This window comes from Dechloromonas sp. A34 (genome assembly GCF_026261605.1).
Classification (GTDB): domain Bacteria; phylum Pseudomonadota; class Gammaproteobacteria; order Burkholderiales; family Rhodocyclaceae; genus Azonexus.
The window spans coordinates 1354641-1375299 of the sequence record NZ_CP102486.1; the positions used below are offsets into that span (position 1 = coordinate 1354641).

Genomic DNA, 20659 nt, shown 5'->3' on the forward strand with positions numbered 1-20659 from the left:
GGTTCCATGTTACGGTTTGACAATGACCACTAAAGCCTATTCATACATTCGCTTCTCTACGCCGGAGCAGATGAAGGGAGATTCGCTGCGCAGGCAGTTGGAGAAGTCACAACTTTACGCCGCCGAGCATGGATTGGAACTCGATACGACGCTTAATATGCGCGATCTCGGCGTGTCGGCGTTTCGGAAAGCGAATGTTGAGAAAGGAAATCTCGGTGCTTTCATTCAGGCTATCGAGAAAGGCATAGTAAAGCCGGGGTCACATCTTCTCGTTGAGTCGCTGGATCGTCTGTCTCGCGCCGAAGTCGCTGATGCACTGCGAATCTTCCTGAATATCATCGAACATGAGATAGTCATTGTCACATTGGCCGACAATCGGGTCTACAGCAAGGATTCGATCAATAAAAATTCGGTCGAGTTGATCATCAGCATCGCGATAATGATGCGCTCGCACGATGAATCGCTGACGAAAAGTGTTCGTCGCCAAGCTTCGTGGAAGCAAGCAAAGAAACTCGCTGCCGAATCAGGCAAGAAGATTACCCGCAAGGTGCCGTTCTGGCTATCGCTACCCGACAAAAACGGTGAGTTCGTGGTCAAGCCTGACGAAGTTGAAGTGGTGCGCCAGATTTTCGAATGGGCGAAGAGCGGATTGGGGTACCTGCTGATCAGCAAGCGACTCAACGAGCGGGGCATTAAATCGCCTGCCGGTTCAACCTACTCCACCGAGCGGGTGGAAAGGGGGTGGGGAACATCGTCCGTCGCCTACGTTATCAACTCCGAAGCCGTGATTGGCAATCTGGTAGTCGACAAAAAGGCGGTGGAGCCCACTGTGATCAAGGGCTATTACCCGGCAATCATAGATGAATCGCTGTTTTACGCGGCACGGCCAAGACCGAAGCAGTCAAAGGGCGGGCGTGCCTCGCCTGCCAAGACCAATCTGTTTACGCATCTGCTTCATTGCGGCTATTGCCGAGGCCTGATGCAGGTCGATGCAGGCAAGGTGAATGGTGTCCGACGCAGCAACATGGTCTGTCAAAACGGGCGTCGGGGTTTCGGCTGTTTGGCGAAACCTTGGCACTACGAGCAGTTCGAGGAATCATTCCTGACCTTTGTTCGGGAGGTGGAAGTCTCGACGCTGGTGGGGCGTAAGAATGGGAATGTGCGACTGAGAGACGATGTTGATGGGGTACGTGGCCGTATCACTGACAACGACGCTCGCACAAAAGCAATCACCAGTGCTATCGAAGAAGGAGGGGCATTGTCACCCTTGGTAATGCGCCTCAAGGAACTCGAAGCAGAAAGGCTGGAATTAGAAATCGAACTGAAGGTGAAGTCGCTGGAACTCGACGACTATCTTCATTCTGAGTCGCGGCTCAATCAGAGCATTGAGCAGATCAAGGTGCTGTACGCCCAAATCAAGGCGGAGGAGTGCGAGGATCGCGTCATACTTCGCTATGCAATTGCGGACCACATCGCCAGCATCGTCGATTCAATTGAGGTGTTTAGTGCCGGGACAATGCTGGCACCGTTTGAGGCAAACGCTGATCTTGGCATCTATCCTGATCCTGTCCGGAGTTTCACCGTGAAGTTCAGAAACGGGATGTTGAGGCTGGTGCAGCCTGACGGGGAGTGGACTATCAAGTTGTAGTCTTGCCTCTGTGTCAATCAGGCCTGTTGGCGAGCACTCAGTACAGTTGTAAGAAACTGATCAAACAGTATTCCCACCTCGGGCAATACGCTGTTTAGTCGATGATCGCCATCCAGCACATGTAGTTCTGCACGCTGCTGCTGGGCGAAGCGGATGCCATGTTCAACTGGAATCACCTCGTCCTGCCAACCGAACACGACGCTGGTGAATATCGCACCTGAAACTGGCGACTGTTCCGCATAACCCGGTATGTAGAAGGCCGGTGCCATCAGGAATAGGCCTGCCGGTTTCAAGCTTTGCGAAGCGACTGTGGAGACGTAACCGCCCATGCTGGACCCCACCAACACCAACCGGCCATGAGGCAGCAACTCCATAGATAGCAAGCGACTAACTCGGGCATCCGCATCGATTAGATCGCTGTAATCGGGACTGAGGACCTTACAACCGTGGCGCTCGGCAATGGCAGCCAGATGTTTAATCTTGGAGCCCCATGGCCCAGATTCCTTGCCGTGGGCGAAGAGGACGAGAGTTTTGTTGGTGTGCATAAGCGGTTTTTAGAAAGACGGCGTCAGTCCAGATATTTTATGCCGCATCCCTTCAGTATTCCTCGGGAAGTAGGATCGTCGTGAATGACCGATCCGCTTCGGTTAGCACCCACAGCTGCCTGTGAGTATTCATCTCATCGACAGGAGCAACGTCATAAGCAGACAGGATGCGGCTGCCATTGCTCACTGACTGATGATTCACCCTTTGGTCATCGTTTGATATGTCACCCCAGTCCCCTGTCTGATGCCGGGCAATGAACCAGATCCAGTTGAGGTTGAAGTTCTTCATCAGGTCGTAAGCGCAGGGAGTCACGGCGATTTCACCGAGTGGAAAGAGAGCTTTGACCATGATTGACTCCGTTCGGGTAAGGGGGCGTCGAATGCCGGGTGTCCGGAGATCCGATAGCTATGCTGGCTATTCTTCCCCGCCTACTTAACGGTGTACATAGCCCCATAATGCTTACCGATGCCGGGGCGAAGTATCGTTAACTTCTGTTCAAAAGTTAATGAGCAACTTCCCGTTATTATCCGTTTCTGTTCAACGGGTTGAATGGAGTTGTGAATGAAAGATATCAGTTTTGGATCGAAGTTTCGTTCAGTATTAAATGAATGTTTAAAATAGTTAATCCCCGCTAGAGGTTTGAATCCCGAGCTAGACGCATCAAAACACTGTCCACTAGAGAAACGATGGTTGCATGCCTCACATGACGACTGTATGCTCGCTGACTAAACACTCAATGGGAGCAGTAACATGCGACTTGTCGCTTATGCTGGTGCTATCGCCATGGCTCTAGGCCTTGCCGGTTGCACGCATGTGGAAACGCGGGTAACACATTTCTACGGTAAGGACTTCCTAGAGCGCGGAGAGATTTACGTTATTTCCGCCGATCCCACCATTGTCCACAGTCTGGAGTTTGAGGCTCACAAAGCAAAGATTGAACAGAAGCTTGTTGGCGTGGGTTATTCGATCGCGCCGCCCCAAGAGGCGAAGTACGTTGCAGTTGTCTCTTATGGCATAGATAGCGGAAAAACAGAAATGGTCTCGGTTCCGATATTCGGAAAGACGGACGGCGAAACCACCTATACCTCAGGAACGATCTCTGGGCCTCGGGGAACTTCGGCATACAGTGGGACTTCTTACAGGATGCCTTCTTTCGGCGTAGTAGGCGCATCGGTAGGGGCGCAAACTGCGTACACGCGAGTGATTGCCATCGACATTGTTCCCAAAGCGAACAATTCAATGACCATCCCGGCAAAGACCTTTGAGTTGCGTGCGAAGAGTATAGGAAGCTGTCCAGTCATCAACGGCGTGTTTGATGAAATTCTCGAGGCACTGTTCAAAACATTTCCAAGCGAGAACGGCAAGACCCGAGTCATCAATGTTGTATCGAAAGGCAGCTGCTAATGCTTAAAAGCATTGTTGGATTTATTCGCGGATTTCCGGAGAATGCGAATCTTCGCCTGTTGTTAAGCGAATCACGCAAGGAGCTTGGCGAAGCGAAAACAAAAATAAAAGCTCTTGAGTCTGACATAACTCAGCGCAACGAAAAGATAGAGGAGCTGACAAACGATGTTAATAAACTTAAACGGCTTATAGACGGCGCAAAAAATCGACCTGCGTTTGCAATAACTGATGAAAATCCGCTCGGATAGAATCAGCTCTACCCCCTCACCCGGCGTATGAGTGCCGCACAATACCCAAATCGAGAATTATGCCCACTTTCTACTTCGCCCTTTTCGTAGCAATAGCCACGGGGGTCATGCAAGCAAGCCTCGACAAAGCTGGGGTTGGTCGTGTCGAAGATACTGCATCATCGACATTTTCAAATGTGCTTGTCGTGGCTTCCATACCCATCACTTTTCTGAGCAACCTTGGGCTTATCGTTATTGCCATTTGGTCATTCTTTGTTTTGCCCTGGCTTCCAACACTCGGCGTAGTTGCTGGCACATTTATCGGTTTCTCGTTTATCTGGGGCATGCTATTTACTTCGGCTCGCCGAAGCCAAAGCTGGGACAAGATCGCCGCTGCTGGTATTTCTCTCGTTATATTTCTTCGCCTAGCTTGTGCAGGCTGCGTCGTTTTCTTAGGCTTTAACTATGTTCGAGGTGTGGTGTCATAACATGACGCATGGCTTCATTGGCTCTTTCGCCGAGCGTTCAATTGTCCGACATAGTGTTTTTAATCAAGGTGATGTACACGCCTAAAGAGGCGAGATAGGATGTGTATGCAATATGCATTGACATTCTAGGAGATCACTATGTCCGCTAAAGTCGAGCCGACCACCAAGCAAGTCGTCCAGCCTGTTGCCGAAAAGCCTCGCCGTGTCCCCCTCTCCAAGCTGACCGGCCAACAGGTCAAGGCGCGTATCGAAGAGCTGGACGCCGAGATCAACGATCTCGTCGAGCGCACGATTAAGAACTTGGCTCCGGGACGTGGCTTTGATCGCAATCTGATCCGTCAGATGAACAAGGCCCAACGCGAGAAGAACAGGATCGTCGCTTCTCGGTTCATCTCCCTGCTGGATATCGGCCATCCGGAGGCTAAGGAACTGCTCAACAGGCTGATGCAGATTCCGGCATGAGCTACAGATGACGGCAGCCCCGTGCTGCCGCCATCACAGCTTCGGCGGTAATATCACGGCATGAAAATCTGCCGTCTCTTGGCCTTTGCCGCCCTTGTTCTGCTGTCGAATTGCGTGCTGGCAGACATCTTGATCGGCCGAGTGGTTCGCATAGCCGACGGTGATACCCTGACCGTCTTGGAAGACAACCGGGTTCAATACAAGGTCAGGTTGGCCGGCATTGACACCCCTGAAAGAAGACAGGCCTTCGGTGCCAAGGCCAAGCGGCACCTGTCAGACATGGTGATGGGGCGCACAGTGACCGTGGAGTATGGGAAGCTCGACCGATACAAGCGGATCGTCGGCAAGGTCACGCTGAACGGAGTCGACATCTGCCTTGAGCAGATCAAAGCCGGCTTGGCATGACACTACAAGAAATACATGAAGGAACAGTCGGCTGCTGACCGGGCGATGTATGGGGCCGAGGAGGACGCGGCAAGGGAGCGGAAGATCGGCCTCTGGTCTGATCCCTATCCAGTTCCACCGTGGGACTTCAGGAAGGCCAAGGACAAAAGGCCGGCTTTGGAATGAAGGACCAATGCCGATCTGCCGAACGTCCCGTGTGAGCTACTTCTTGCCTTTGGCCTGAGCCAACGCACTGCCCGCTGCTGACTTTGACTGTGCACTCGTTCTGCCGTCTTGGAGAACCTTCGAGGCAGCACTCGCGGCAGCAGGTGACGTCTGTTTTCTGGGAGCGCCGGCCTGTGACAGCGCACTTCCCGCTGCCGCCTTAGAGCTAGAACCGGTTGAGTTGCTTTGGAGTGTTTTTGAAGCCGATGTAGCGGCTTTGCTGCCGGTGGTCTTTGTGTTTGCCATGACGTATCCTCTGAACAGTGAACCGAGATTTGTCATAAGAATACAGCAATGGCATTGCAAATCGGAAGCAACTGAAATCAGTTGCTTCCGATCACAACAGAAATGAATCACTGCTTCCGGGCTGTTTCGGCCTTGGCACGTTCCGCAGACTGGAGGAGGGTTTGATTCAGGCGTTCAATAAACAGCGGGTTGTATGACGCCATCCGGTGCAGCGCGTTGATGATCTCTCCGGCGACGACGTACATGCAGACGAACGCCTCCTTGCCGTCCACTTGGTCATAGGCCAACTGCAGCAGAGTCTCCTCAACGTCGCCTGCTGGTGTTGCTGCCTTCGGTACTGCTTGGGGTTTATTCTGCACTACGGCAAGTTCTTCGAGTGTCATCTTCGTTCCTTTGGTGATCTGGTTGTTGCTGATATTTATCTGCGACAACTGATCATCCCTCGGCGCCTATGTGTCACCCCCAACGACGGCAGCAAGATCTATTGCGGTGTTGCCGATCTCCTGCCCCACCAGATCGCTAATCGTAAGCAGAAGCCGTTACCGACAGTCCCCATGCCTCCTGCAGCAGAAGAACAGCACACTCACTGACTAAGATAATTATATAAATTCAAATTTTTGAAGATAGTAATAACAGTCAAAACCGGAAGCCATCCCCCCCAAAACACAACGGTCCCCAAGCCGTTTTCGAGACTTGAGGACCGTCTTTGGCAACGGTTTCTGCCAGCCGTTGTTACCCACTCACCTTCATGCGATCAATCAGCTTCAACTTCCTTACCTCGTGTTGAGCGTCAGCCATGTCCGTTGGTTCGGGCGATTCATCCAGCAACTCAACCGACTCGTTGAAGCGAATGTTCCAATCCAGCTTCCACTTGCCGAGCACATTTGCCACGGCCGTTCTCAACACATCACGCCCCGGCAAATAAACCGTGGTGTGGTTGCCCTTTTTGACCGAGCGTCCCCCGAGGGCGGTGATGAACATCGAAAACTTATTCTTCGCCACCGGTTCCATCCTCCGGTTGCCCACACAGAACACGAGATAGGCTTCGTACAGGTTGGCGAAGCTCACCGAGCTACCGCACTTGATGTAAAGGTTGTCATCCGGTTCACCGAGCACACCGACCCGTTCCCTACGCATCGCTACCAGCATGTGGCTCTCCACCATGCCAATGCCTGCAAGCTCATAGAAGAACTTCAGCTCGCTCCGGGAGGTCATGCTGTCCTCCAGCGTGTCGAAGCCGGTCGTGCGTGCCGGAAGTTGTGACGCCTTCCATCCGGAAATGTCGCGCTGCTTGAGGAAGTGGAACAGATTTTCCACGCCCCCCTGCTTGAACATCGCCTCGCGCAAGTCGCCAAAAAACTCCGGGGATGCCGGAAAATCCTTGGCCGGCTCAAGAATCAAGTAACGGCGGTCGTCGGCATCCAGCCGTCCCCAGCGGACGTTGTTTGTCGTAATGACCAGCCTAGAATAATTCGGCGCGTCGAAAGACTCCAGCCCCTTGTACTCGCACCGGAACGTCGGATCGGTGATCAACTTCTTCGTGAACTCGACCTGCTCATGGTTGCCGCTGAAGGTGGCTTCGTTCAAGTTGATCAGCAGTTTGTTGGCGATCTTGCTGTTGAATCCGCCGGTCAGATCCTTGTTGCTAATGTCACCGGAGCAGTTGTGCTCGCCGATCATCGCCGTCAGGATCTCGATGAACGTCCCCTTACCGGCCCCCTGATGGCTGACGATGGCGATGGCCGTGCCGGGACGTTCGGCCGGTTTTTGCACCAGATGAGCCAACCACGACAACACGTACTCGTAATACTCGGCGTTGCCGCCACAGAACCCGTCACGCAACATGGCAAGAAAAAGGTGATGGTTGTCGCCCGCAGTCGGCGAGGTTCCCCAGCCGTTCCACAAATTGAAACGCTCGCGATACCGCTTCGGTCCTTCCGGTTGGAACGTCACGCCCGCAAAATAATCTGCCTCGGGACTGGCCCGCCACAGCTTGAAACAGTTGATTCGCGTCGGCTTCCCGTCTTGCGTCACACCTTCCTCGAAGATAGTGACGCCATTACGCAGCAAGTATTCTTCCGCGTCACGAACAGGAGACCAAACCTCTACCAGGCTGTTGTTCAACCATTCCTTGCGATCCTTGATCAAAAAGGCGGCACGGCCATTGATCCGAATCAGCCCCAAGTAGTCATTAATCTCGGCGAAGATTTCAGACCGGGTTTTGGGAGCCTCAAGCAGTTTCGCGTTGATCTCGGCACTGATCGCCATCAGCGCATTGGCGTCGCCAGCTGCCGCGACCTTAAGAACGAACTGCTGCTTCGTCGTCTCGTCGAAGGTCGCCGCCATGATGGCGCTAAGCAGGTTGGGGCGGGGTCGTTTACATTGTTCATGGGTTTTTTCTCCTTATTGTTGTTCCCATTGGGTTGATCCCTACGCGTAGGCGTAGGACTTGCGAGCCGTCGTGTCGTTAAAGTACAGACGGCCCATTGCGTCCCTCTGCACGAATGCCGAAGGGCGGTTCTCCTGACGGAAGGGGCTGAAGCAAGCCAGACGATTCTCGTAGCCTGACTTCATCCGCTTTCGCAGATCCTTGCATGTCGTCACCTCGCCGTTGGCGAGAATGACGATCAAATTCTTGTTGAATCGTTCCGGCTGGCCATTCGGCATCTCCGACGGCGAAGAGTCGTCTACTGCTTGAGCTGCCGGTTTCTTAACGGGCTTGCAGGCCGGCAACGATGAACTAGCCTGACCGACCACGACCAAGGCATCGACGCGTTCCTTGTCCATGCGGCGAGCAAACGGGTTATCGATCCGCACAACGGCATTGGGGCTCCCGAAAAACATCCGCGCCCTATCCCGGCACGAAACGTCGGCCATAGGGAACTCGGCGAAAAGCCCAGCATAGAAAGCCGGCACACGCACGGCTGGCAACTGCTCCGACAGGACGAAGACAAGCCGGAATCGAACCATCGCTTGGCCTACTCGGGTCCGAATTGCCGCAGCCTGTGCATCGCTCATGATCACTGCCTTGCTATCCGGCAGATCGTCCTGAACCTTGCCGTGGCTCGGCGTGCTGTACAGGCCGATGGCGTAGTCCTGATAAAGCGGATGCTCTGTCGCCTCCTCAACGGTCCAGGTATTGTCAAAGTCGAGCTGCGCCACCCGAATGCCTGCAACGTTCTCCCCCGTGCGCTTGCCGTCCTCCTTGAGCACGGCGGCAGTCGCAAACCCGAAATCCGCGCAAACATCCATAATCTGCGTCGGCGCCAGGGTGTCACGAACGTTGACGAAGCTATTGTTGTAACGCTTCAGTCTCTCAAGGTCCTTACCGATGATCTGCTCGTTCAGTGAAAATATGCTGTCGTCCATGTCGTCCTCCCGTCGCTCAACGACGAGCGCTGTTGCTGGCGGAGCTGGTTGACGTGCCCCTCTGCGCTGAGCCATCCCGTAGGAAATCGAGCAGTTTCTTGGCTACTCTCATGCGCGAGGCAATATCCGGCGTATCAACGTATTCGGGCGTCCCGAAGATATCTTCTGGCTCGGTGATGGTGTCTTTAATCTTGCTGTTCATTTTTGTCTCCTGCCGCTTAATGCGGCTATTGTTGTTATTTAGGGCTGGGCATTTTTCTGCCGCCCTGACTTCTGGGGTGGGTGCTGCTCACAGACGCCTAGTCCCCCAATCTAGAGGCACATAAAGCTCCTCCAGCACCGCCAGCACCACGTCGTCGTCGTTGATGACCTCGGCAGCCTCCCTAAGCTCGACCATGATTCCAGCCCTCCCGTCCGGCAAGACCGTTGTGCTGACCGCACTGATATGCCGCCCGAACGCGTTTTCAAAGAACAGGCTCGCTGCCTGCTCTCGGCATTTATCTATCATTGCCGGACTGAAGTTGTCCCCCCCTACCATCCACGTAACCATCTTCTGCCTCCTGTCCATACCGGACTCTCGTTCTTGTTTTCGATGGGCCGATTTGTTTCGGCTCGGGTATATTTAGGCCAGATTTCAGCGCAACATCAAATCTTCAGTAACAGCATTAAGATGTAGCTCTAAGAGTTTGTTATTAAACATTGCGGAAATTATCAATACTCTTCGGGGAGCAACACCGTCGTTGCCGACCGGTCTGCCTCGGTCACTATCCAGACCTTCACGGGTTCACTTCCGGTCCCTACCGTATAGCTCGACAGGACGCGGTTGCCCATTCTCAAAGACCGTTCGTTCTCTTCAGCATCTTCGGCGCAAACGTCACCCCAGTCGCCTGCTCCGTGTCGGAGCAACAGGTCGAACACGACAACGCCAACCGACTCAAGTGCCTTCAAAGCGGCTGGTGTAGCAACCATCTGACCCACAGGAAACCGGAACTTCACCATCATTCACCTCCTTCTCAGCTGGTTCTATTCTTTCCTCATCTGGCGGTCGTGTACATAGCCAGAAAATTCCCACAACGGCCGTTATCGCTGGATGTACACCGTTCAGGCATTGTGATAATTTGACATTGTCATGTTCGTAGGCTGGGCGCAATGTCATCACCGAAGGGACGCAATCCGAACCACCCGAAGCCCGGCTCGATCATCCGCGTTGAGCCGATCCGGGACGTGAAGGCCATCGGCCGCATTAAGAAGTTGCTGGCCGATCACCCGCGCAACCATGCGCTGTTTGTGCTGGGCATCAACACGGCGTTTCGTGCCGGTGACTTGCTGCGTGTCCGTGTGGGGCAGGTCCGTGGCCTTGCGCCGGGTGACATGCTGGCTGTGCGAGAGGAGAAGACCGGAAAGGCGAGGGCGGTGGTTCTGAACCATCAAGCCTTGGAAGCGATTCAGCGATTGATCGAGGCATCACCCGACAAGGACGACGACGATCTGCTGTTCACTGGCACGAGAGGTTCGATGACCGTGCAGTACGTCAATCGTCTGGTCAAGGCGTGGTGCGCCGACGTTGGGCTTCACCGTGAGAACTACGGGTCACACAGTTTCAGGAAAACTTGGGGGTACCACCAACGGGTGACTTACCGGACGGATTTGCCGGTGCTGATGGATGCGTTCGGCCATTCGACTCAACGGCAGACCTTGAGTTACCTCGGCATTACGACAGACGAAGTTCGTCAGTGCTACATGAATGGGCTTTGACGAAGATGCTGTGGCTCAGCTTGTTGCCTGCAAGGTTCATTGACTGGTTGCAGTACAGGTTGCTCTGGATTGAGGTCAGGTTTGCCGACGGTACAGGGCGTGACGAGCACGGTGCAATCCAGTTCTACTGGCTACGGATCGTTCGTGATGACGGTCAGGTAAGGGTAAGCACACTGCGCCGCAGGTATGCCGACTGCCCCGTACAAAAGATCGGTGGCTGGTACTTTGTGCTGGTTCTGTCTGGCTGAATTGTCAGCCACGCCCTATCAAGTAGACAACGGCAGCTTGGGCAATGACTCAAGCCTAGATGGCTGCTCCTAAATTTGCGTAATATTGTCCACTAAGTACCGAGCAACTGGCACATGGCTTATTCCTTTTCAGCCCGGATCGCGGGTCGCTTGCCGATCTTGACCTGAACCTCGACGATGGTCTTGTCACGGCGCAGACGGAAGCCGGCTTTTTCATCCGGTTTCAGGGCGGCGATCAGGTCGAGCATGACTTGCGGGTCGCGTACTGTCTTGCCGCCCACCGTCAGCAGCACATCGCCCGGGCGGATACCGGCTGTGTCAGCAGGACTGCCGCGCATGACGCCGGCAATCAGGGCGCCTTCGGTGTCGGGTAGGCCAAATGACTCGGCCAACTCGGCGGTGATTTCCTGCGCTTCGACGCCGATCCAGCCGCGGGTGACGGCACCGTTCTGGATGATCTGCTCCATGATGCTGCGAGCACTGGAGGCCGGGATGGCAAAACCGATACCGTGATTACCGCCGGTGCGGGAATAGATGGCGGTGTTGATCCCGACCAGGTGGCCGTCGACATCGACCAGCGCGCCGCCGGAGTTACCCGGATTGATAGCCGCGTCGGTCTGGATGAAGTTCTCGAAGGTATTGATGCCCAGATGCGAGCGGCCTAGTGCCGAGACAATGCCCATAGTGACCGTCTGGCCGACGCCGAAGGGGTTGCCGATGGCCAGCACGATGTCGCCGACCCGCAGGCCCTCGGTTTGTCCGAAGGTGACGGTGGGCAGTTTGTCGGCCTTGATCTGGAGTACGGCAAGGTCCGATTCGGGGTCGCTACCGATGACCCGTGCCTTGTAGGTCTTACCGTCGTTGAGCGAGACCTGAATGTCGTCGGCGGCTTCGACTACATGGTAATTGGTTAGGATGTAGCCATTGGCGCTGACGATGACGCCGGAACCGAGGCCGGAGTTTTGTGGTGCCCGGCCCTCTGGACGTTCGCCGAAGAAGTGGCGGAAAATCGGGTCGTCGAACAGCGGATGACGCTGCTGCTTGATTTGTTGCGTGGTGTAGATGTGCACCACCGAGGGTAGTGCGGCCCGGGCTGCCTCGCGATAGGAGGCGGCCGGGGGCGGTTGCCATCGTCGGAGCTTGCCGGGGCTTCCTGTAGCGCCAGCTCGGTGCGTTGATGGGGCAGCCAGTCCGGTTTCAAGGTCATCACGACGAACAGAATCGCCACCGCAACGGTAACCGTTTGTGCAAAAATCAGCCACAACCTGTGCATGAAAGACCGTATCGATGAAACGCGAAGAGTTGGTGAGCTATCTGGACGGATTGCTTGAATCCGGAAGGTTCAGGGATTATTGCCCAAACGGCCTGCAAGTGGAAGGACGTAGCGAAGTGCGGCGCATCGTGGCCGGGGTCACGGCCAGTCAGGACTTGCTCGACGCCGCGGTAACCCGCGGTGCCGATGCCATTCTGGTTCACCACGGTTACTTCTGGAAAGGGGAGGATGGGAGGGTGACCGGGATTCGTCGGCAGCGTCTGCGGACGCTGATCGCCAACGATATCAATCTGATCGCCTATCACTTGCCTTTGGACGCCCACTCCGAACTGGGCAACAATGCGCAACTCGCCAGTCGCCTCGGATGCCAGTCGGAAGGTCGGTTTGGGGAACAGGATATCGCCTGGTTCGGAACGCTGACCAAGTCACTGGACCTGGGCGTTCTGGGCAGCAAGGTGGCGTGTGCCCTTGGTCGGGAGCCGCTGGTGATTGGCCGGCCCAGCCAGCCGATTCGCCGTATTGCCTGGTGCTCGGGTGGGGCGCAGGGCTATTTCGAGCAGGCCATAGCGCTCGGGGTCGATGCCTACCTGTCAGGAGAAATATCCGAGCAGACGGTACATTTGGCTCGCGAAAGCGGCGTGGCCTATATCGCTGCCGGCCATCATGCGACGGAACGTGGCGGGGTAGAGGCGCTGGCCGCGCATCTGGCCGCCCGTTTCGGGCTGGAATGCGAGTTTGTCGATGTCGACAACCCGGTCTAAAACCACAAAGGCAAAGGCTGACACTAGTTCGGGCGCTTTAGTCCGTAAGCCTCTTCGAGGATGCGCATCAGAAGGGCAATTTCCTCGACCACTTCCAGCGGAAAGCCGCTGCGCTGGCCGGCACGGTTGTCGTGAACGAGTTCATAGAGGTAGTTCAGACATTCCTGGGTGCCCCAGCTGTTGGATGCTCGCCAGACAATATGGGCATAGTCCTCCAGCGACTTGAGGCCGGAGACTGGCGAATTCGACTCTGCCCAAGAGGGAACATGGACATTGAATTTTTCACGCATTCGGCCGGCCAGCGTTTCGAATTCGCTAGGCATGTCACCCCGGCGATAGAGATCGAGCAGCATGCTCCACGGCTGAATATTTTCCGGTGAGTTCTCTTCGATATGCTGGGCCAGGGTTTCGGCAGCGCCCCGTACCCGGCCGAAGGAAAGCATGATTTCGGCAAGCTCAAGCGCGGTGCCACCTTCGTTGTAATTGACGTCGACCGTTTCGGCTTCGAGCGGAATATCCACGGTGGTTGCCGTTGGGGCGGGCAATGTTTCGGTTGGCTGACTGGTACTAGTCGCTGGTGATTCGAAGACGCTGGAGGCGGGCGGCCTGACCACGACTTCGGGACGGTAGCCGGAGACCGCGAGTGGGAGTTCATCATCGCTCCGGCGTTGACGGTGGCGACTCAGCAGGTGGGCCATGCCTGCCGCAATGCCACCCCCCGCGAGGGCGCTGAACAACAATTCAAGCCAGTTGTTTTGGCTTGAGCGATCAACCGGCGGTGGCGCGGTGACACCGGCCTTGACGGCTGGCATGGCATCAGGCACCGGCGGGGCCGATTGCGCGGCCTGGATCTTGTTCTGGATGGCCAGCGCTTCGGTGGTCAGCGCCAGGGCGCTGTTCAGTTTGTCAATTTCCTGATTTAGCACCTGCAGCGTCGTTTCCAGCTTGAGCATGCGCTCTTCCATCTCGTTCAGGCTTGCGCGAGGTGGAACCGCCTTTTCGCCCGGTTGCAAATCCTCCGGCGGCTTGCCGAGGACAAGGCGGTCGCCACCTTTTTTTGTCTGGTTGGGAGCGGCCTCTGTCTTCGGAGCTTTTTTAGGCCGGAGGGGGGGGGCTTGCTCTCTCTGCGCGCGCAGCGGTTGCGGGGCGCTACTGCTGGGTGGGGCGCTTCGCTCGACGGCGGTGCGTTGCCGCAAATACGGTATCCGGACCAGCGTTCCTTCGGTGAGTGGCTCGTCGGCGGAAATCGCTGGGTTGGCACGCTTCATCGCCAACAACAGGCGGCGTTGCTCGCTGCCGCCCTCCGGCGCCTGCGATTCTGCAATTCCTGCCAGGGTGTCGCCGTCGTGGGCTTGCCATTCGCGGAAATTGACAGATTTCCGGCTGGCCGTGCTGGTAATTGGCGGGGGCGCCTCGCCATCGGCCGAAGCCAGCATCACCGGCGCTGCAGGCATCAAGACATAGTCGCGTTGGAGATCAACGCCGCAGTTGGCGCGCAATCCGATAACGAAGATAGGTTCGGCAACCGGGCGGGTGCCTGAAATGAGCAGGCGGTACGCCGTACCGTTGCGAACCAGTCGGATACGGGCATTGCTGACGGCGGGAAGTTCGGAACCCGGCAGCGGGGCTAGTGAAAAGCAGGCGGTATCGATGGATTCGCCGGCGCCGGCGAGGAGCGGAACTTCGGCTCTTAGGGCTTCGCCGACCCGGGAGTGCAGGACTATTTCACCAAATCCGACCGCCCCGGCGTAGCTGGAAACCAGGGCCAGGCCCAAGGCGTTGAGTCGAAACAGCTTTGTATTCATTGGGGTTCCCTCGTGGCGCGCTTTTTTTTATGTCTGGCGAAACAGTAACATCGTGCTGACACTGTCAGGGTGAAATATTGCACACTTCTGACCTTGGTCAAACCAGCTCGAGACAATCCATGAAATATGCATTTTTGCCACATCCCATTCCTTCGTTGCCGATTGCCGGGAGCGATCAGCGTTTTCCCGTACGGCGGATCTTTTGCGTTGGCCGCAACTATGCCGAACACGCCCGCGAGATGGGCGCTTCCGACCAGGCAGCCGGACTCGAGCCACCATTTTTCTTTATGAAGCCCGGTGACGCCTTGGTCAGTGGGAGTGGCGAACTCAGCATCGCCTATCCACCGATCACCAAGAACCTGCATCACGAGGTCGAAATGGTCGTCGCGCTAGGAGCGGGGGGGGTGAATGTTGCAGCCGAGGCTGCCCATAAACTGATTTTTGGCTATGCCGTCGGCCTCGATCTGACCCGGCGCGACATTCAGGGCAAGGCCAAGGAAAAGGGCCATCCCTGGGATATGGGCAAGGGTTTCGATCAGTCGGCCGTGGCCGGGGAGATCAGGCCTGCGGCTCTGGCCGGGCATCCGGGTCAGGGCCGTATCTGGCTGTCGGTCAATGGCGAGCTGCGTCAGGACGGCGACTTGTCGGACATGATGTGGAAAGTGGCCGACATCATCGCCAACTTGTCGACCTCGGTGCGTCTGGAAGCCGGCGATCTGATCTATACCGGCACGCCGGCCGGGGTCGGGCCGATCGTGCCGGGCGACCGGCTGGAGGCTGGTGTCGACGGCGTCGGTACGCTGCGCGCCCGGATCGTCTGAGATTTACTTCGGGCGTTTGTCAATAACGCGTTTCGCCTTGCCGATCGAGCGCTCGATGCCGCCGAGTTCGACAATGTCGATGCGGGCCGAAATTCCGATGTAGGACTTGATGTGGTGCTGCAGATCGTGCGCCACGAATTCCTTCTCGGCCGTGCTGGCAAATTCGAACTCCCGCTTCAGCTCGACATTGACCTTCATCGAATCCAGGTGGCCGTCGCGCGAAATTTCCAGTACGTAATGCGGCGACAGCTTGGGTTGCTTGAGGATCAGTTCCTCGATCTGCGACGGGAAGACATTGACGCCGCGGATGATCAGCATGTCGTCCGAGCGGCCGGTGATCTTGCCGATCCGCCGCATCGAACGTGAGGTCGGCTGTAGCAGGCGGGTCAGGTCGCGGGTGCGATAGCGGATGACCGGCATCGCTTCCTTGGTCAGCGAGGTGAACACCAGTTCGCCCTGGCTGCCTTCGGGCAGCACCTCGCCGGTCAGTGGGTCGATGATTTCCGGGTAAAAGTGGTCTTCCCAGATCACCGGGCCATCCTTGCTTTCGGCGCATTCGTTGGCGACGCCCGGACCGATGACTTCTGACAGCCCGTAGATATCGATGGCATCGATGCCAAAAGCGGCCTCGATCTCGCCGCGCATGGCGTCGGTCCACGGCTCGGCGCCGTGGATGCCGATGCGCAATGCCGTGCTCCGCGGGTCGATGCCCTGACGGCGGAACTCGTCGGCGATGTTCAGCATGTAGGACGGCGTCACCATGATGATGTTCGGTTTGAAATCGCAGATCAGCTGGACCTGCTTTTCGGTCTGCCCGCCGGACATCGGGATCACCGTGCAGCCCAGTTTCTCGGCGCCGTAGTGGGCGCCCAGACCGCCGGTGAATAGGCCGTAGCCATAAGCGACATGGACGATGTCGCCCTTGCGGCCGCCGGAGGCGTAGATCGAGCGGGCAATCAGCTCGGCCCAGGTGCCGATGTCCTTCTGCGTATAGCCGACCACGGTCGGTTTGCCGGTCGTGCCACTCGATGCATGGATGCGCACCACCTCTTCACGCGGCACGGCGAACATGCCGTAAGGGTAGTTGTCGCGCAGGTCCTGCTTGGTGGTGAAGGGGAAGCGGGCGAGGTCGGCCAGTGTTCGGAAATCCTCCGGATGGATCCCGGCGGCATCGAACTTGGCGCGGTAATGTGGCACATTGTTATAGACATGCGACAGCGTCCATTTTAGACGTGCGGTCTGTAGGGCGACGATTTCCTCGCGGCTGGCGTTTTCGATGGCGTGTAAGCCTATTTTCATTATTGACTCCCTCCTGAAGCCGGGATTTTCGTCCGGCATACCGGGCGGCTGCTTGAGCCAGATCAAGGTGGCCCGTATTTGCCCGGGCGGCCGAGGCCGGCGTGCGTGCGACAATCTCCTCTCATGCTCCTTGCCGCTGCCCGTGGGCTGCTTGCCCACGCCTTCCCCATCCTGATCGCCCAACTGGCCTCCATCGGCATGATGGTGGTCGATACCGCTGTGCTCGGCCATGTCAGCCCTGTCGATCTGGCTGCGGTGGCGATCGGCGGCGGCATCCATGTTTCGGTCGTCTTCGCGCTGGTCGGGATTTTGCAGGCTGTGGCGCCGGTGGTAGCGCATTTGCATGGTGCGAAGCGCGAGGGCGAGGTGGCTGGCGTTCTGCAACAAGGTTTCTGGCTGGCCCTGCTGTTGAGCCTGCCAGGCGTGCTGTTTCTGACCCATCCGGGGCGGTGCTGGGAATGGCGGAAATGGATGTGGCGGTGGAGGCCAAGGTTCGCCAGTATCTGGCCATGCTCGCCTGGAGCTTGCCGGCCGCGCTGTGCTATCGCACGTTCTATGCTTTTTGCAATGCTCTGGGCAAGCCGCGGGTGCTGATGGCTATCGGTCTGGGCGGCCTCGCCCTGCATGCGCTGCTGGCCTGGGGGCTGACCTTGCAAGGCTGGTCGGGCGAACCGCTCGGTGTCGCCGGGTGTGCGCTCTCCAATATCCTGATCGGTTGGCTGGCCTGTTTGAGTGGGGCGGCCTATCTCGCCTGGGGCCGCTCGGACAACGATATCGGCCATTCAGAAAGTGGCAACGGCCGTGCTGGGCCGGTTGGCGAGAACTATTGCGTCTTGGGGTACCGATGGGGCTGTCCAATCTGGTGGAAATCACCTCATTTACGCTGGTCAGTCTGTTCGTCGCGGAACTGGGGGCGACAGTGGTGGCGGGGCACCGCATCGTCGCCAATATTTCGGCGTTGGCTTACATGCTGCCCTTGTCGCTGGCCATCGCCACCATGGCTACGGTCGGGCAGGCGGTCGGCGGAAGAGATTGGCCGCGCGCCCGCGCCGCAATCCGGGCCGGGCTGTTACTGGCTGCCGGGCTGTCCACGCTGGCCGGCAGTTTCCTCTGGTTGGCGGCCGAACCGTTGATCGCGGCCTACACGAACGATCCGTCGGTACGGGCGATTGCCCTGGGCCTGATTGCCTACGTGGCGATCTACCAGTTTTTCGATGCGTTGCAGACGGTCGCCGGACATGCTTTGCGGGCCTACCGGGTAACTTTTGTCCCAATGCTGGTCCAGACGATCTGCTTCTGGGGCGTCGGGCTGTTGGGCGGTGCCTGGCTGTGCTACCGCTGGCAGCCTCCGCTCGGCGTGGCCGGTTTCTGGCTGGCCGCGGTGGCTGGAATCGTCCTGGCCGCTGCCATGCTTTTGCCACTGCTGCGCAAGGCCATTCTGGTCGTCGAGTCGCGGCCATAATTATGAATTTTGGCGCGCAATAAAAATGGCGGTCTGTGGTAACATTTTGGGTCCAAGTCGGTATAACCAAGCGGGGCCGGGGGACTGTATGGCTACCGTTTATTGCTCGCAACTCAACTAAACGCAAGGAAAGCGCATGAAAATTCACGAATATCAGGGCAAACAACTCCTGAAGAAATTCGGCGTTACGGTTCCGCGCGGGATCTTCTGCCAGTCCGTCGATGACGCGGTCAAGGCAGCCGAGACCCTGGGCGGCAGTGTCTGGGTGGTCAAGGCCCAGATTCACGCCGGTGGCCGTGGCAAGGGTGGTGGCGTCAAGGTGGCGAAGTCGCTCGAGCAAGTGCGCGAGTACGCCAACCAGATCCTCGGCATGCAACTGGTCACCCACCAGACCGGTCCGGAAGGCCAGAAGGTCCGTCGCCTGCTGATCGAAGAAGGCGCCGACATCAAGCACGAGTACTACGTTGCGGCGCTGACCGATCGCGCCACGCAGACCGTCGCCATGATGGCTTCCTCCGAAGGTGGCATGGACATTGAAGAAGTCGCCCACAAGACCCCGGAAAAAATTCTCAAGGTTTTCATCAACCCGCTGGTCGGCCTGACCGACGAGCAGGCGCTGACCCTGGTAGCCGGTATCGGCATCCCGGCGGCTTCCCAGGCGCAAGCTGTTGCAGCGCTGAAGGGGCTGTACAACTGCTACATGGAAACCGATGCTTCCTTGGCCGAAATTAATCCGCTGATCCTCGAAGGCAACGGCAACATCAAGGCCCTCGACGCCAAGTTCAACTTCGACTCCAACGCCCTCTACCGTCAGGAAGAGATCGTTGCCTTCCGCGACTTGGACGAAGAAGATGCCGACGAAATCGAAGCTTCCAAGTTCGATCTGGCCTACATCTCCCTCGACGGCAACATCGGCTGCCTGGTGAACGGTGCCGGTCTGGCTATGGCCACGATGGACACCATCAAGCTGTTTGGCGCCGAGCCGGCCAACTTCCTGGACGTCGGTGGCGGCGCCACGACCGAGAAGGTCACCGAAGCCTTCAAGATCATGCTCAAGAACACCAAGGTCAAGGGCATCCTGGTCAACATCTTCGGCGGCATCATGAAGTGCGACACCATCGCTGCCGGCGTCGTCGCCGCGGCTCGCGAAACCCATCTGTCGGTGCCGCTGGTCGTTCGCATGAAGGGTACCAACGAAGATATGGGCAAGCAGATCCTCAAGGATTCCGGTCTGCCGATCATTTCTGCCGATTCCATGGCCGAAGCCGCCACCAAGATCGTTGCTGCGGTCAAGTAAGGAGCTATTGAATGTCCATTTTCATCAATAAAGACACCAAGATCATCACCCAGGGCATCACCGGCAAGACCGGTCAGTTCCATACGGAAAAATGCCAGGAATATGCGAACGGCAAGAACTGCTTTGTGGCTGGTGTGAACCCGAAGAAGGCCGGCGAGTCGATCTTCAACATTCCCATCTTCGGTTCCGTCAAGGAAGCCGCCCAGCAAACCGGCGCTACCGTTTCCGTCATCTACGTGCCGCCCCCGGGCGCTGCAGCAGCGATCTGGGAAGCCGTTGAAGCTGACCTCGATTTGGCCATCTGCATCACCGAAGGCATCCCCGTCCGCGACATGCTGATCCTGCGCAACAAGATGAAGGAAAAGGAAGCCAAGGGCGGCAAGAAGACCCTGCTGCTCGGCCCGAACTGCCCTGGCCTGATCACCCCGGATGAAGTGAAGATCGGCATCATGCCGGGTCACATCCACAAGAAGGGTCGCATCGGCGTGGTTTCCCGCTCCGGCACCCTGACCTACGAAGCCGTCGGCCAATTGACCGAAATCGGTCTCGGCCAGTCGTCTGCCGTCGGTATCGGCGGTGACCCGATCAACGGTCTGAAGCACATCGACGTCATGAAGGCCTTCAACGACGATCCGGATACCGACGCCGTCATCATGATCGGCGAAATCGGCGGTCCGGACGAAGCCGAAGCTGCCATGTGGTGCAAGGCCAACATGAAGAAGCCGATCGTCGGCTTCATCGCCGGTGTTACCGCTCCGGCCGGCAAGCGTATGGGCCACGCCGGTGCCTTGATCTCCGGCGGTGCCGATACCGCCGATGCCAAGCTCGCGATCATGGAAGAGTGCGGGTTCAAGGTGACGCGCAACCCGTCCGAAATGGCCAAGCTGCTCAAGGCCATGCTGTAAAATTCGAGCCTAGCTCAACCAAAAAGGCGGGCCG

General features: G+C 57.2%; 24 protein-coding genes and 1 pseudogene. 14 read left to right on the forward strand and 11 right to left on the reverse strand.

Annotation, left to right across the window (positions count from 1 at the left end; genetic code table 11):
* The first annotated feature begins 22 nt into the window (after window positions 1-22).
* Window positions 23-1648: a recombinase family protein gene (locus NQE15_RS06820; RefSeq protein ID WP_265947782.1), complete on the forward strand. Its 1626-nt coding sequence runs from the start codon at window positions 23-25 to the stop codon at window positions 1646-1648.
* A gap of 17 nt (window positions 1649-1665) precedes the next feature.
* On the opposite strand, the gene NQE15_RS06825 is transcribed toward NQE15_RS06820, so the two are convergent.
* Window positions 1666-2193: an alpha/beta hydrolase gene (locus tag NQE15_RS06825; RefSeq protein WP_265947784.1), complete on the reverse strand. Its 528-nt coding sequence runs from the start codon at window positions 2191-2193 to the stop codon at window positions 1666-1668.
* A 52-nt stretch (window positions 2194-2245) separates the two neighbouring features.
* Window positions 2246-2542, reverse strand: coding sequence for a hypothetical protein (locus tag NQE15_RS06830; RefSeq protein ID WP_265947786.1), 297 nt, complete (start codon window positions 2540-2542; stop codon window positions 2246-2248).
* Window positions 2543-2944: 402 nt separating this feature from the next.
* Between NQE15_RS06830 and NQE15_RS06835 the strand changes: the two genes are divergently transcribed.
* From NQE15_RS06835 to NQE15_RS06855, 5 genes are all read left to right on the forward strand, one after another.
* Window positions 2945-3598 (forward strand): hypothetical protein, encoded by a 654-nt coding sequence (locus NQE15_RS06835; protein ID WP_265947788.1) that lies wholly within the window; start codon window positions 2945-2947, stop codon window positions 3596-3598.
* A complete protein-coding gene (locus NQE15_RS06840) occupies window positions 3598-3846 on the forward strand; it encodes a hypothetical protein (protein ID WP_265947790.1) in 249 nt (82 codons plus the stop codon). The genes NQE15_RS06835 and NQE15_RS06840 overlap by 1 nt, the downstream gene beginning before the upstream one ends.
* A gap of 107 nt (window positions 3847-3953) precedes the next feature.
* On the forward strand, window positions 3954-4313 hold the full coding sequence (locus tag NQE15_RS06845; protein WP_265947792.1) for a hypothetical protein: 360 nt from the start codon (window positions 3954-3956) through the stop codon (window positions 4311-4313).
* A 138-nt stretch (window positions 4314-4451) separates the two neighbouring features.
* Window positions 4452-4775 (forward strand): hypothetical protein, encoded by a 324-nt coding sequence (locus NQE15_RS06850; RefSeq protein ID WP_265947794.1) that lies wholly within the window; start codon window positions 4452-4454, stop codon window positions 4773-4775.
* A gap of 60 nt (window positions 4776-4835) precedes the next feature.
* Window positions 4836-5180 (forward strand): thermonuclease family protein, encoded by a 345-nt coding sequence (locus tag NQE15_RS06855; RefSeq protein ID WP_265947796.1) that lies wholly within the window; start codon window positions 4836-4838, stop codon window positions 5178-5180.
* 557 nt (window positions 5181-5737) lie between these two features.
* On the opposite strand, the gene NQE15_RS06860 is transcribed toward NQE15_RS06855, so the two are convergent.
* The 6 genes from NQE15_RS06860 to NQE15_RS06885 form a co-directional block, all read right to left on the reverse strand.
* Entirely contained in the window at window positions 5738-6013 is a 276-nt protein-coding gene (locus NQE15_RS06860; RefSeq protein ID WP_265947798.1) for a hypothetical protein, read from the reverse strand.
* A 349-nt stretch (window positions 6014-6362) separates the two neighbouring features.
* Complete coding sequence (locus NQE15_RS06865) at window positions 6363-7976, reverse strand: primase-helicase family protein (protein ID WP_265947800.1); 1614 nt, start codon at window positions 7974-7976, stop codon at window positions 6363-6365.
* An 84-nt stretch (window positions 7977-8060) separates the two neighbouring features.
* Window positions 8061-8999: a hypothetical protein gene (locus NQE15_RS06870; protein WP_265947802.1), complete on the reverse strand. Its 939-nt coding sequence runs from the start codon at window positions 8997-8999 to the stop codon at window positions 8061-8063.
* A 16-nt stretch (window positions 9000-9015) separates the two neighbouring features.
* Window positions 9016-9201: a hypothetical protein gene (locus tag NQE15_RS06875; RefSeq protein WP_265947804.1), complete on the reverse strand. Its 186-nt coding sequence runs from the start codon at window positions 9199-9201 to the stop codon at window positions 9016-9018.
* A gap of 87 nt (window positions 9202-9288) precedes the next feature.
* Window positions 9289-9567, reverse strand: coding sequence for a hypothetical protein (locus NQE15_RS06880; RefSeq protein ID WP_265947806.1), 279 nt, complete (start codon window positions 9565-9567; stop codon window positions 9289-9291).
* A gap of 143 nt (window positions 9568-9710) precedes the next feature.
* A complete protein-coding gene (locus tag NQE15_RS06885) occupies window positions 9711-10001 on the reverse strand; it encodes a hypothetical protein (RefSeq protein WP_265947808.1) in 291 nt (96 codons plus the stop codon).
* 147 nt (window positions 10002-10148) lie between these two features.
* Here NQE15_RS06885 and NQE15_RS06890 point away from each other — a divergent pair, with 147 nt between their 5' ends.
* Together NQE15_RS06890 and NQE15_RS06895 are read left to right on the forward strand one after the other, a co-directional pair.
* On the forward strand, window positions 10149-10754 hold the full coding sequence (locus tag NQE15_RS06890; RefSeq protein WP_265947810.1) for a tyrosine-type recombinase/integrase: 606 nt from the start codon (window positions 10149-10151) through the stop codon (window positions 10752-10754).
* Window positions 10751-11002 (forward strand): hypothetical protein, encoded by a 252-nt coding sequence (locus tag NQE15_RS06895; protein WP_265947812.1) that lies wholly within the window; start codon window positions 10751-10753, stop codon window positions 11000-11002. The genes NQE15_RS06890 and NQE15_RS06895 overlap by 4 nt, the downstream gene beginning before the upstream one ends.
* A 119-nt stretch (window positions 11003-11121) precedes the next feature.
* Here the strand turns inward: NQE15_RS06895 and NQE15_RS06900 are convergent.
* Window positions 11122-12275: pseudogene (locus NQE15_RS06900) on the reverse strand (Do family serine endopeptidase).
* A 14-nt stretch (window positions 12276-12289) separates the two neighbouring features.
* On the opposite strand from NQE15_RS06900, the gene NQE15_RS06905 reads away from it, so the two are divergent.
* Window positions 12290-13036 carry a Nif3-like dinuclear metal center hexameric protein gene (locus NQE15_RS06905; RefSeq protein WP_265947814.1) on the forward strand — a complete coding sequence of 249 codons (747 nt, stop codon included), beginning with the start codon at window positions 12290-12292 and terminating at the stop codon, window positions 13034-13036.
* Window positions 13037-13059: 23 nt separating this feature from the next.
* Here the strand turns inward: NQE15_RS06905 and NQE15_RS06910 are convergent, their stop codons facing one another.
* Window positions 13060-14841, reverse strand: a complete 1782-nt coding sequence (locus NQE15_RS06910) for a FimV family protein (RefSeq protein ID WP_265947816.1) — start codon at window positions 14839-14841, stop codon at window positions 13060-13062.
* Window positions 14842-14960: 119 nt separating this feature from the next.
* Between NQE15_RS06910 and NQE15_RS06915 the strand changes: the two genes are divergently transcribed.
* A complete protein-coding gene (locus tag NQE15_RS06915; protein ID WP_265947819.1) occupies window positions 14961-15662 on the forward strand; it encodes a fumarylacetoacetate hydrolase family protein in 702 nt (233 codons plus the stop codon).
* Window positions 15663-15665: 3 nt separating this feature from the next.
* Here the strand turns inward: NQE15_RS06915 and paaK are convergent, their stop codons facing one another.
* Window positions 15666-16961 (reverse strand): phenylacetate--CoA ligase PaaK, encoded by a 1296-nt coding sequence (gene paaK, locus NQE15_RS06920; protein ID WP_265947821.1) that lies wholly within the window; start codon window positions 16959-16961, stop codon window positions 15666-15668.
* Window positions 16962-17084: 123 nt separating this feature from the next.
* Here paaK and NQE15_RS06925 point away from each other — a divergent pair, with 123 nt between their 5' ends.
* From NQE15_RS06925 to sucD, 4 genes are all read left to right on the forward strand, one after another.
* A complete protein-coding gene (locus tag NQE15_RS06925) occupies window positions 17085-17555 on the forward strand; it encodes an MATE family efflux transporter (protein WP_265947823.1) in 471 nt (156 codons plus the stop codon).
* 250 nt (window positions 17556-17805) lie between these two features.
* On the forward strand, window positions 17806-18423 hold the full coding sequence (locus NQE15_RS06930; RefSeq protein WP_265947825.1) for an MATE family efflux transporter: 618 nt from the start codon (window positions 17806-17808) through the stop codon (window positions 18421-18423).
* A gap of 136 nt (window positions 18424-18559) precedes the next feature.
* Entirely contained in the window at window positions 18560-19720 is a 1161-nt protein-coding gene (sucC, locus tag NQE15_RS06935) for an ADP-forming succinate--CoA ligase subunit beta (RefSeq protein WP_265947827.1), read from the forward strand.
* 11 nt (window positions 19721-19731) lie between these two features.
* The gene (sucD, locus tag NQE15_RS06940; protein WP_265947829.1) at window positions 19732-20625 is read left to right on the forward strand and encodes a succinate--CoA ligase subunit alpha; all 894 of its coding nucleotides are present in this window, start codon (window positions 19732-19734) and stop codon (window positions 20623-20625) included.
* The last annotated feature ends 34 nt before the right edge of the window (window positions 20626-20659 follow it).

What these genes read in the sequence shown, in the direction of transcription:
- NQE15_RS06820 (WP_265947782.1), top strand. Translation starts at nt 23, where the DNA reads ATGACCACTAAAGCCTATTCATACATTCGCTTCTCTACGCCGGAGCAG.
- NQE15_RS06825 (WP_265947784.1), bottom strand. Translation starts at nt 2,193, where the DNA reads ATGCACACCAACAAAACTCTCGTCCTCTTCGCCCACGGCAAGGAATCT.
- NQE15_RS06830 (WP_265947786.1), bottom strand. Translation starts at nt 2,542, where the DNA reads ATGGTCAAAGCTCTCTTTCCACTCGGTGAAATCGCCGTGACTCCCTGC.
- NQE15_RS06835 (WP_265947788.1), top strand. Translation starts at nt 2,945, where the DNA reads ATGCGACTTGTCGCTTATGCTGGTGCTATCGCCATGGCTCTAGGCCTT.
- NQE15_RS06840 (WP_265947790.1), top strand. Translation starts at nt 3,598, where the DNA reads ATGCTTAAAAGCATTGTTGGATTTATTCGCGGATTTCCGGAGAATGCG.
- NQE15_RS06845 (WP_265947792.1), top strand. Translation starts at nt 3,954, where the DNA reads ATGCAAGCAAGCCTCGACAAAGCTGGGGTTGGTCGTGTCGAAGATACT.
- NQE15_RS06850 (WP_265947794.1), top strand. Translation starts at nt 4,452, where the DNA reads ATGTCCGCTAAAGTCGAGCCGACCACCAAGCAAGTCGTCCAGCCTGTT.
- NQE15_RS06855 (WP_265947796.1), top strand. Translation starts at nt 4,836, where the DNA reads ATGAAAATCTGCCGTCTCTTGGCCTTTGCCGCCCTTGTTCTGCTGTCG.
- NQE15_RS06860 (WP_265947798.1), bottom strand. Translation starts at nt 6,013, where the DNA reads ATGACACTCGAAGAACTTGCCGTAGTGCAGAATAAACCCCAAGCAGTA.
- NQE15_RS06865 (WP_265947800.1), bottom strand. Translation starts at nt 7,976, where the DNA reads ATGGCGGCGACCTTCGACGAGACGACGAAGCAGCAGTTCGTTCTTAAG.
- NQE15_RS06870 (WP_265947802.1), bottom strand. Translation starts at nt 8,999, where the DNA reads ATGGACGACAGCATATTTTCACTGAACGAGCAGATCATCGGTAAGGAC.
- NQE15_RS06875 (WP_265947804.1), bottom strand. Translation starts at nt 9,201, where the DNA reads ATGAACAGCAAGATTAAAGACACCATCACCGAGCCAGAAGATATCTTC.
- NQE15_RS06880 (WP_265947806.1), bottom strand. Translation starts at nt 9,567, where the DNA reads ATGGACAGGAGGCAGAAGATGGTTACGTGGATGGTAGGGGGGGACAAC.
- NQE15_RS06885 (WP_265947808.1), bottom strand. Translation starts at nt 10,001, where the DNA reads ATGATGGTGAAGTTCCGGTTTCCTGTGGGTCAGATGGTTGCTACACCA.
- NQE15_RS06890 (WP_265947810.1), top strand. Translation starts at nt 10,149, where the DNA reads ATGTCATCACCGAAGGGACGCAATCCGAACCACCCGAAGCCCGGCTCG.
- NQE15_RS06905 (WP_265947814.1), top strand. Translation starts at nt 12,290, where the DNA reads ATGAAACGCGAAGAGTTGGTGAGCTATCTGGACGGATTGCTTGAATCC.
- NQE15_RS06910 (WP_265947816.1), bottom strand. Translation starts at nt 14,841, where the DNA reads ATGAATACAAAGCTGTTTCGACTCAACGCCTTGGGCCTGGCCCTGGTT.
- NQE15_RS06915 (WP_265947819.1), top strand. Translation starts at nt 14,961, where the DNA reads ATGAAATATGCATTTTTGCCACATCCCATTCCTTCGTTGCCGATTGCC.
- paaK (WP_265947821.1), bottom strand. Translation starts at nt 16,961, where the DNA reads ATGAAAATAGGCTTACACGCCATCGAAAACGCCAGCCGCGAGGAAATC.
- NQE15_RS06925 (WP_265947823.1), top strand. Translation starts at nt 17,085, where the DNA reads ATGCTCCTTGCCGCTGCCCGTGGGCTGCTTGCCCACGCCTTCCCCATC.
- NQE15_RS06930 (WP_265947825.1), top strand. Translation starts at nt 17,806, where the DNA reads ATGGGGCTGTCCAATCTGGTGGAAATCACCTCATTTACGCTGGTCAGT.
- sucC (WP_265947827.1), top strand. Translation starts at nt 18,560, where the DNA reads ATGAAAATTCACGAATATCAGGGCAAACAACTCCTGAAGAAATTCGGC.
- sucD (WP_265947829.1), top strand. Translation starts at nt 19,732, where the DNA reads ATGTCCATTTTCATCAATAAAGACACCAAGATCATCACCCAGGGCATC.